Origin of the sequence: Shewanella sp. SG41-4 (genome assembly GCF_014164505.1) — a bacterium.
Lineage (GTDB): Bacteria > Pseudomonadota > Gammaproteobacteria > Enterobacterales > Shewanellaceae > Shewanella.
The window spans coordinates 1-9,322 of record NZ_JACJFI010000173.1 but is presented as its reverse complement, the minus strand read 5'-3'; the positions used below and the strand labels follow the sequence as shown (position 1 = coordinate 9,322).

The following is a 9,322-nucleotide window of genomic DNA, read 5'->3' as shown; positions in this document are numbered from 1 at the left end:
CAACGATAACGAAGAGATTCTAAGGCTTTTCTTTTACTTGATGTTCATTAATAACTCTGAATGTCAGAGCAGGCTGTATAATACCTGAGTTACGGATATTGTAAAGACTTAATTTAACTTGTTATGAAAAATGGTGATTACAGCCCCCTCTTCAATCTCCGTCAAAATCAGCTAGCCCCTTACTATATAAGCTGGCGGCATGATGCAACTAAAGCCATTGAGTACAATAAACGCAGGATTCAATTTGGACATTCTAGCTAGACTTGTCACACCTATTGAAATAAAAAAATTAAGCGTTTGAAAATAAAGAACAATCTAAATTAAGTTCGTTAAAAAGGGCGTAGTCAACTTACTATCATAAATCAGCATTAGAGCGAGCAACCCTAGCCTCAGCCATGGTGCATTGGGTGAGTTGGAGCAACTCACCCAAAGTAATACCTGGGGTTTGCTTAATTAAGCGAGCTAGCTTTGCTTCTAACGGCTCTAACTTATCAGCATGGCCAAGAAGTGCGGTTTCAATCTTTTGAATAAGGTAACCAAAACCATCACTTTGTGTTTTCAATTGCTCTGTAAACGACTGAATGTTAATCGCATCACCAGTGACAACCCAATTCCGAGATCGACGCACACGCTTTAGCTCGCAGCTATATTGCAGCGCAATGACTTTTGTTTGCTTGGCTTTCTCACCGCCGATTCGATGTATCAGCGAAGGTAGAGGGATGGTAATGTCTTCTGTCATGATATGTTGAAGCAAGCCTACTTGTTGAGATGAGTTCAGACTAAATCGGTTTTATTGGCAAAAAACAACTAACCTCAATGATATCTATAACTTATCAGCATACCTTAAAAATCGTTATAGTGATAAATGTCAGCGTTATTGATGCAATAATTCTGTTGTCGCGATCGATGACGTTTTAGCGTTAGCATTTTAACGCTATAATGCCACTCGAAATAATCACCTGCTATCAATATTAATCGCTTCCCGGCGCATTTAGCGCCCAATCTGTTGAAAGCTAATATTAAAATATGTTGAATAAAATTAAGTAGAATTACCTCATGAGCCCAGAACGTTTCGCCCGAATAAATCAAATGCTTGATAACCGCCAAGTCGACTTAACGGTATGCCTAGATAAAGTGCACATGACCAATAATATAGCTGCGGTTCTTCGCTCTGCTGACTGTGTGGGCATTCATCAAATTCATGCAGTGTGGCCTGATGATGATATGCGGGTATCGGGTAATACCGCTTCAGGAAGCCAGCAATGGGTTGATACGGTTAAACATTATACCTTTGACGAAGCTCACCAAGCCTTTAAAAAACAGAAAATGCAGGTATTAACCACTACGTTTTCTGATTCTGCGGTCGATTTTCGTGAAATTGATTATACCCAACCCACCGTTATAGTGATGGGAAATGAGCGTGACGGTGTCAGTGCCGAGGCCATTGCAGCTGCAGACCAACATATCATTATTCCCATGCGTGGTATGGTGCAATCACTCAATGTGTCAGTGGCGGCAGCACTAGTGATGTATGAAGCTCAGCGCCAACGCGAGGTGGCCAATATGTACGGCACACGTAGATTGGATAACGATTACTGCCAGACTATGTTGTTTGAACAAGGTCACCCAGTCTACGCAAAAGCATGCCAGCGCAAACAGATCCCCTACCCAGCCATTGATGACCAAGGCCAAATTGTGGCTGACGAAGAGTGGTGGGATAGAATGCGCGCGCCCAATCCAAAAGCATTAGTCGGTTGAAGCATCAACTAACTGCATTCACTAATAGCTGAAATATGAGGTCAGTAATTGGCCTCATTTAGGCGGCACCATTGTTGATAATTATATTGTTTGATAATTATTTTGATCGAGTTTTTAACCATTAGAAATGGGTCCACAAGTTAGCGTAAATTACCTCGGTTTATTACCGTGACATATAAACGCGCTAACCTACCTCTTACCTACATTGAAATGATATAACTATCACTGCTTACGGTTAAATGTAAACGGTTTACTTTGGGCATATCTCATCAAGTTTATGTATGAATCAACATAGTAGTCATCTCGGTTATTGACTAAAAACGTTAATAGCTCAGAGTGTGCCTCAGATGAAACAGACAAATAATCCCCCCCGACACCATGAAATATTATGTTTACCAGTAAAGTGTCTGCGGGAATGTTGCGAATATAATCGATAAGTTTCTTCCCGGTTTGACCTTCTGGATACAATATCAGTGAAAATCGAGAATCTTTCCCTTGTCCTTTCACCGCAATAAATAACGTATTGAGCTGACTCAGGTATTGTTGACGACTCGACACATCTGCACCAATCACCATATCGCCACAAGGCACCGTATAAGTCCGTTCCGATTGGCCATCAATCGCCTTTAAAAAAGTATTGGCGACTTCAAGTTCTTCAATCATCTGCGCCACGCTGTAATGATCAAGATCATGATGCTCATTTACCCAATCTCTATTCGGTAGCGAGGCTCGGCAAGGATGGTAAACACTGTGATTACCAAGTTCATGGCCATTATTTGCAGCCGCTCGCCATTCATCTAGCCTTGCATTCATTACCGGTGAATTTGGAACAATATAAAAAGACGCCTTAAAATTATGTTTATCCAGCGCAGGAATCACATTATCTAACTGGCTATTAAGCGCATCATCATAAGACAGACTAACGGCTAACTTGCTCCCGCCTGGCCAGGTGAAAGTATCACCTAGTATTCGAGTAGTGACAGGTATTTGCGTTGTGGCAGTTGTTTTAGCAGTGCTTGGTATTTCTGCGTGACTTGCTAATGAAACAATTAGCCCTACAACAAAACAGATTGATTTAATCATAATAATTTTCTGTCTATAAAAGTCATCTTAATGTATCCCTTGTCTTAAATACCAGCAATCGAGTTCGAGTATTTATCTACTCAAAAAGCCCATAGTGTTTATGCTTAGCCAATGCCAGCGCCATATTAATCGCTAGAGCTTATGTTATCGGCAATTTCTTTTTCATGGTAGGCGTTTTCTATACTGCACTGAAGCTAATCGTTTATTTAACGCATCAGGCAACTACGACTCAATCTACACAGATTCAATGATTGTATAATGCTGACAAACTATTTAGGATCAGCACATCTGATCGCAAACAAGAATTCACTTAATGACCACTGAGCTTTATTTTATCTACGACTCACATTGCCCTTGGAGCTATGCCACCACACCGTTGGTGAATGCATTGCAGCAAGCCTACCCAGAAATGAATGTACACTTACTGCATAGCGCGCATTACATCGGCAAAGACAGTGCAGGCGAAGAGCAAATGCAAGCCGCCGCTAGAATAAGTGGACTAAAATTTGGTCGCGACCATATTCGTTACGCAAATAGCCCTAAAAGCTCAATCAAAACCGCAAACTTTATGGCCTGGTTAGAGATCAAACAAGCTGACAAGCAATTAGAGGTGCTCAATGCGTTACAAAGGGCGCACTTTATTGAAGGCAACCCGCTTAGCAATAAGCACGACTTCACTGACATCGTCGAAAAATTTAAGCTGTCGCCATCAAATAAAGTGTTTAAAGATGAGCTTAGTATGGACGCAGAATACGTACTGGAAGGCATAGAAGAAATCCAACAAATCATCGGAACCACCGGCTTTCCCGCATTGGTGATGACAGTTAATGATAACGCCATTTTTATCGACCACTCACAATATCTGAGCAGCCCTCATGCTGTAGTCGCTGCGGTTGAAAAAGAAGTAGCAGCGATTAAACTCGCTAAAAGTGAAGCATAGCGATAAGTCGCCACTGGCCAGTCATCTCATCAATGCCTATCCACCAGCAGTAAGATCAAAAAACCACGGCTAATGACCGTGGTTTTTTATTTACTAGCGACTTTTAATCGTAAAGGTTAAGCAATACTTTGAACTTGCGATGCCAGTAACCAAATCGCTAATGCAAAAAATATCACGCCCATAAACTTATTTTGATAAGTACGAAACTTTTCATTATTAAGTAAAGGTTTACCCAAACTGCCCACTAATGCTACCAACAGTAAATTGAACGTCAATCCCATTACATTCAGCAGCAAACCTAGCGCTAGCATCTGTTCACCTGAACTAGCATTTAGCTGAGTAGAAACAAATTGGGGTAAAAATAGGACAAAAAAGATCAACGCTTTTGGGTTCAGTAAATTACTCATTACCGCACGGCGATAGAGTAATTTAGCTAAATTATTTTGTTGTGCAATCTCAGGAGCGTCGCTCGCACCACTGCGCATACAATCCCAACCCATTTTAAGTAAATAGGCACCGCCTAATACTCGTAATACCTCTAATGCCATGGGATTCATCGCCACTAATGCAGACACGCCCATTGCAGCAAGTAAGGTTAAAATAAGTCCCGAGGGGGCATTACCAAAACTGGCATAAACCCCCACTTTGCGGCCATAACTCAAGCTGGAACTGGCGATCAACAGCATGTCAGGTCCAGGAATTAATAATAACGCGACCACAGTGGTTAAATATAAAGGAAGCAAAGCCAGATCAATCATCATAAAAAACAAGCAACTACTAAAACAGAAAATAAGGCGCGGATTCTACAGCTATTCAACATGAATGAAAGTCATGTTGGGCTTCAGGTTGTGTTTAAGCACTGTGGCAATTGGCAGAGATTGTTTACGGCTTAAATCGGCAAACACCAATGGCGTCAACAAAACCAAAATAATAAGTGGGTTCAGAGTTACTGTCCCCCTTGGTCTTGCTTTGCTTTGGAAATGGACACTTTAAGAATTAAACAGAGAAACTCACCAATAAAGATGTAGCCAAAGAAAATGGGCACTCTATCAATGCAATAAAAACAAGATTACTCTCACCGCAATCATAATTCTGTTCACTTATTTATTTATTTTACGCAACATCTAGTAAACATTTTTTTCATATAATATTATCTGCTGTCGCTGCTAGGAAGCCGATAAAAACATACATAAATGATTAAAAATAAACTTTATGTTTATGTAGCGTTCAAAGTTTACACTCCAGGATTAACACCATGATAAAAGTAACATCGAAGCTTAAACACTTTTTTATTGCAGTTACTGCCTTGCTATTAGCTGCTTGTGCTAACACCCCACAACCACCCGTCGCTTTAAACACCAATTTACTGGCTAACCCAGATTTAAAGTTGGGTATGGTTTATCGTCCTCCAACCAGTAAAGCAACTACCCACATCTATGGCGCAGGCTGCTTACTTTGCTATGGTGTAGCCTCAGCACTCACAGCTAAATTAGATGATCACTTACAAAAAGCGATTGATGACAGCGAATTATCAAAGATGAATGATCTGGTAAAAGCGAAATACTCTCAATATTCAAAAAATATTGAGTACGTAACATTACCTACGTCAATCAACAGACTAAAAAAGTTTAAAGGCGAATTAGGGTTTGCTGAAAAGGATTTTAGACCATTAAAAGAAACATTGGGCATCGATGTTTTGGTCGTTTTTGAAATATATCGCCATGGTGCATATCGCAGTTTTAGTAACTACTTTCCAAATGGTGATCCACAAGGACATGTTGCAGGTATTTTGTATGCAATTGATTTAAATACTAATGCTTATATTCACTACAAAGAAATCAATGAAATGATCCAACCTGCTGGCGAGTGGGATGAACCAAAGGACTTTCCTAGTGTGACTACCGCTTATTATCAAGCTGTAGAAAATGTAAAAAAACAACTAGAACAGTCAATATAAGCATTGAGTTCTGTAGAGTAAATAATGAGAATTTTAATACCTATTATATCTCTAATCATGGTGGGATGTGGCAGCACACCCTACCAAGATGATTATACCAAGCATGTCAATTTACTAGGCAACAACTACCTTACTAAAGAGAACTATAAATTTAGCTTTGTTGATGACGATCTAAGCGTCGACTTAAGGGGGCTGTACTCACAAAATGACACAACCGCATCCACTCCAATCATGTATTACGGTGATGCTGGTATTGCCGGTGCGTTAGTTCAATTAACAACCCACAGTGTCATTATTAACTCGCAAAGGGATGCCAAACTCGCTTCACAACAAATTGAGGCAGATCAATTCATTCAACCTTTGATAAATTTATCGCGAGATATCAGCTTAAATGATCTTGTTGGTGAACACCGCACACATTTTGTAGCGTTTAATCAACAGGCTACAGACACTGTCGTTATTAAGCCTATTTTCTTTAGCCTCACAGACATGAGCGAGTTATCGCTTAAAGCAATAGTATGGATGACTCAGCCAAAGGATCAGCAACAAAAAAGACAGAAGTTTAAATACCGGAATATGATTCAAGTTTACAGCCCAAAACTAACAGAATCACAGTATCAACAGATACTTGAAGGTGACAAAAATATATTGCCTGAAATTCTGACATCTTTACTCAAAAAGACTTTAGATATCACTGAAGCTGCATTAACCGGTCAATACGATAATAACAACAAAAAAACGCAAACATTTTTAATCAATACTGAGTCTAATAATCACGTTTTAAGAGGATTCATCGCCGCTGAAAAATGTGATTACCAAGTTATCCAAGACATACATCATTGGTTAGTTGCCTACCCCATAACCCGACTTGAAAATCAGGCGGATTTACAATGCGAAAAGAACAATAACAACAACGAAATGGGCCGCCCCCTCACGACAATAGAATAAAGCTGACTCAGCCCAAACTTATCAATGCTTATCCTATTCGCTAAGGCCCGCACACATACAACAAAGGCCAGCACATGAGGCTAGCCTTTGTTTCTTGACGCTAAGAATCAGTTTACTCAGTTCTACTTATAGAACGCTTCAACCTTACCTTTTACCGTCATCGTAAGCGGTTGGCCACGGCGATCTAATGCTTTATGCGAGGCGACTTTTACCCAACCTTCGCTGATGCAATATTCTTCAACATCAGCACGCTCTTTGCCATTAAACAAAATACCAATCTCGTGTTCGAAAATTGCAGCCACATGGTGTGGGCTACGTGGGTTAACAGAAAGGCGATCAGGTAAAGCAGGTTTAGCAGTAGTGTCGTTCATTGTCGTGTGCTGTAGTTAATAAAACGTGCGCTATTGTAGGCAATACCGGCCTGATGCTCAATAGCGGCTGTCATAAATGTGAGTCGCACCGAAAAGATACTGTCTGTCTGGGAAATAGGAATGATAAACGCAAAGCATCATTGTTAAGCTGAGTGTTAAGCTAAGTGTCTGTATTTAAATCCTGTATGATATTTTCCATGCATTTTACATTGCATATGATTTTTAATTGCATATAGGTAGCGATAGTTTACATTGAGTTTAGTGGGCGAATGAGTATTGACTGCCACGGGTTCAATAAAAGGGATAATGGACAAGGGATGATGACTCAAAAACGTTCACTCATATGGCAGTGGTTTGTAGACGACAAGATCGAACCAGGTAATGTTAAAGCCGCAATGTTAGTTGCATATCCACACCCAACAGCAAATGAGTGGCAATTATTAATTGCCAATATATTACTCTATCTCGGGGTGCTTTTACTTAGTGCTGGGGTAATATTTTTCATGGCGTTCAACTGGGATGCACTATCACACCTCAATAAATTTGCCATAGTCGAAGCCATATTCTCGCTGTTTATTGGCGGATTTTATCTCGTTAATAACGCACAAAAAAAACACCATTCACTATCAAGCTTGCCAAGCACACATAACCAAGATAGCCAGCACAACCAACATATCCAACAGACTTATGGCTGGAGCTTGCCTAATGCCATGTTACTCGGAGCCAGTATTATGCTTGGGGCTTTACTGGCGTTGGTAGGACAAACCTATCAAACTGGCGCCGATCCATGGCAACTGTTTGCCATTTGGGCAGTAGTCATTTTACCCTTAGCTTACATCGCAGGTTTTGATCTGTTGTGGTTACTGGTAGTGGTATTACTCAACGTCAGCCTGGGGTTATATCTTCAATCCTTTGCATCTGTATTTAGCTTTTTACTAGAAGACATCCAACAAATCGCGATTTTTGGCTTAGCTAACTTAGCCATTCACCTACTATTTACCCTTGCGAAACGTTGGCAATGGCGCGGACAATTGCGTTTTAACTGCCCCATGGTAGAAGCAACCAGTTTACTGGCTAGTCTAAGTGCATTTACCTGGCTAATCGTGTGGGTTATTTTCGACTTCAGCTATGACTACGACTCCAGCGAACATGTTATCTATTATGCGCTGCTTTACCTCGCCATTCTGACCAGCTTATTTGTTTGGTACCGATATCGCTCCCCAGCTTTGTATCCACTGACACTGGCGTTAACCAGCATAAGCACCGCGATTGTCTCGCTACTTTCAAGAGAGCTACTTGATAGTCACGACCCCATTGGAGGCTTTTTTCTAATAGCAATGGTGGTTATAGGCCTAACCAGTGGCAGTTTATATTGGCTAAAACAATTACAAAAAGAGTTTGCTCAAACGGCAATGCTGAACAGTGAGGACGCCGCTCATGAGTAACACTAAATCATACAACGCATTATGGCTGTCACTGCAAAATAAAAGCTTGGTAAACACAGAAACCGCACCAGAACCTATGTTAGCCAGCCCTTGGTATATCATTGCCGCACAAATGCTTGGTGGCTGGGTTGCTGCGCTATTTTTATTAGCGTTTGTGATGCTGGGCGTTTCATCTGCAAGTGATATAACCGAATCGTTTATCGGCTTTGGTGGCGTACTGAGTCTAGGATGCTTAGCTTATTATCGACTGGGTGAAAATCGCCAAGAGTTTATTCTACAAATGGTATTTGCATTTAGTCTATGCGGACAACTAATGCTGCTTTTTGGCACCTTCGAAAGCTTAGAAAATAGCAACGAAACCCTCATCGCTGTCATTTATGTGGTCACGTTTGCCATACACTGGTTAGCCATCCCTCACAAAGCCAATCAATTTGTTGCAGCATTGGCAATGGTCCCAAGCTTATTAGCCATCTTAGTGATTAACCATTTATCGCTGCTCATATTGCCATTATTGGTTTTGAGTTTAGTGGTTATCTGGACTCAACTTTACCGATGGCCGCAACATTATCAGCGCATTAGAATGCTAGGTTACGCCGTTGCTATCAGTTTATTACTCGCCAATTTCATGCTGTCTGAAATGAGTGACTCGATGGAACTGCCCAACGTAATAATGACATTAAGCTCTAGTTTCAGTGACTACTTAGCTATTGGCATTGCTATCGGCATTATCATCACTATTGGCATTAGAATGGAGCTGGTTAAAAATTTGATTGATCAGCCACAGTGCTGATAACAAGCTGATCGCGATAGCTAAGTAGTC

Annotated in this window: 10 protein-coding genes; 6 read left to right on the top strand and 4 right to left on the bottom strand. The window is 40.7% G+C overall.

What is annotated here, in order from left to right; genetic code table 11:
• Positions 1-355 precede the first annotated feature (355 nt).
• Positions 356-739, bottom strand: coding sequence for a ribosome recycling factor family protein (locus H5202_RS14770; protein WP_182772747.1), 384 nt, complete (start codon positions 737-739; stop codon positions 356-358).
• 317 nt (positions 740-1,056) lie between these two features.
• Between H5202_RS14770 and trmH the strand changes: the two genes are divergently transcribed.
• Positions 1,057-1,758: a tRNA (guanosine(18)-2'-O)-methyltransferase TrmH gene (gene trmH, locus H5202_RS14765; protein ID WP_182772746.1), complete on the top strand. Its 702-nt coding sequence runs from the start codon at positions 1,057-1,059 to the stop codon at positions 1,756-1,758.
• A gap of 222 nt (positions 1,759-1,980) precedes the next feature.
• Here the strand turns inward: trmH and H5202_RS14760 are convergent, their stop codons facing one another.
• Positions 1,981-2,841, bottom strand: a complete 861-nt coding sequence (locus H5202_RS14760) for a polysaccharide deacetylase family protein (protein ID WP_182772745.1) — start codon at positions 2,839-2,841, stop codon at positions 1,981-1,983.
• Positions 2,842-3,154: 313 nt separating this feature from the next.
• On the opposite strand from H5202_RS14760, the gene H5202_RS14755 reads away from it, so the two are divergent.
• Positions 3,155-3,781 carry a protein-disulfide isomerase gene (locus H5202_RS14755; protein ID WP_182772744.1) on the top strand — a complete coding sequence of 209 codons (627 nt, stop codon included), beginning with the start codon at positions 3,155-3,157 and terminating at the stop codon, positions 3,779-3,781.
• 116 nt (positions 3,782-3,897) lie between these two features.
• Here the strand turns inward: H5202_RS14755 and H5202_RS14750 are convergent, their stop codons facing one another.
• Positions 3,898-4,542, bottom strand: a complete 645-nt coding sequence (locus H5202_RS14750) for a LysE family translocator (RefSeq protein WP_182772743.1) — start codon at positions 4,540-4,542, stop codon at positions 3,898-3,900.
• Positions 4,543-5,036: 494 nt separating this feature from the next.
• On the opposite strand from H5202_RS14750, the gene H5202_RS14745 reads away from it, so the two are divergent.
• Together H5202_RS14745 and H5202_RS14740 are read left to right on the top strand one after the other, a co-directional pair.
• On the top strand, positions 5,037-5,738 hold the full coding sequence (locus H5202_RS14745; protein ID WP_182772742.1) for a hypothetical protein: 702 nt from the start codon (positions 5,037-5,039) through the stop codon (positions 5,736-5,738).
• Positions 5,739-5,762: 24 nt separating this feature from the next.
• Positions 5,763-6,686 carry a hypothetical protein gene (locus H5202_RS14740; RefSeq protein WP_182772741.1) on the top strand — a complete coding sequence of 308 codons (924 nt, stop codon included), beginning with the start codon at positions 5,763-5,765 and terminating at the stop codon, positions 6,684-6,686.
• Between the two features lie 122 nt (positions 6,687-6,808).
• Here H5202_RS14740 and H5202_RS14735 read toward each other — a convergent pair whose 3' ends face one another.
• Positions 6,809-7,057, bottom strand: a complete 249-nt coding sequence (locus tag H5202_RS14735; protein WP_011638562.1) for a DUF3297 family protein — start codon at positions 7,055-7,057, stop codon at positions 6,809-6,811.
• Positions 7,058-7,374: 317 nt separating this feature from the next.
• Between H5202_RS14735 and H5202_RS14730 the strand changes: the two genes are divergently transcribed.
• Both H5202_RS14730 and H5202_RS14725 read left to right on the top strand, forming a co-directional pair.
• Entirely contained in the window at positions 7,375-8,502 is a 1,128-nt protein-coding gene (locus H5202_RS14730; RefSeq protein WP_182772740.1) for a DUF2157 domain-containing protein, read from the top strand.
• Positions 8,495-9,292: a DUF4401 domain-containing protein gene (locus tag H5202_RS14725; protein WP_182772739.1), complete on the top strand. Its 798-nt coding sequence runs from the start codon at positions 8,495-8,497 to the stop codon at positions 9,290-9,292. Before H5202_RS14730 ends, H5202_RS14725 begins: the two co-directional genes overlap by 8 nt.
• Positions 9,293-9,322 lie beyond the last annotated feature (30 nt).

Coding starts and splice junctions, on each gene's coding strand:
- H5202_RS14745 (WP_182772742.1), top strand. CDS start 5,037: ATGATAAAAGTAACATCGAAGCTTAAACACTTTTTTATTGCAGTTACT.
- H5202_RS14760 (WP_182772745.1), bottom strand. CDS start 2,841: ATGATTAAATCAATCTGTTTTGTTGTAGGGCTAATTGTTTCATTAGCA.
- H5202_RS14755 (WP_182772744.1), top strand. CDS start 3,155: ATGACCACTGAGCTTTATTTTATCTACGACTCACATTGCCCTTGGAGC.
- H5202_RS14740 (WP_182772741.1), top strand. CDS start 5,763: ATGAGAATTTTAATACCTATTATATCTCTAATCATGGTGGGATGTGGC.
- H5202_RS14735 (WP_011638562.1), bottom strand. CDS start 7,057: ATGAACGACACTACTGCTAAACCTGCTTTACCTGATCGCCTTTCTGTT.
- H5202_RS14750 (WP_182772743.1), bottom strand. CDS start 4,542: ATGATGATTGATCTGGCTTTGCTTCCTTTATATTTAACCACTGTGGTC.
- H5202_RS14725 (WP_182772739.1), top strand. CDS start 8,495: ATGAGTAACACTAAATCATACAACGCATTATGGCTGTCACTGCAAAAT.
- H5202_RS14730 (WP_182772740.1), top strand. CDS start 7,375: ATGATGACTCAAAAACGTTCACTCATATGGCAGTGGTTTGTAGACGAC.
- H5202_RS14770 (WP_182772747.1), bottom strand. CDS start 739: ATGACAGAAGACATTACCATCCCTCTACCTTCGCTGATACATCGAATC.
- trmH (WP_182772746.1), top strand. CDS start 1,057: ATGAGCCCAGAACGTTTCGCCCGAATAAATCAAATGCTTGATAACCGC.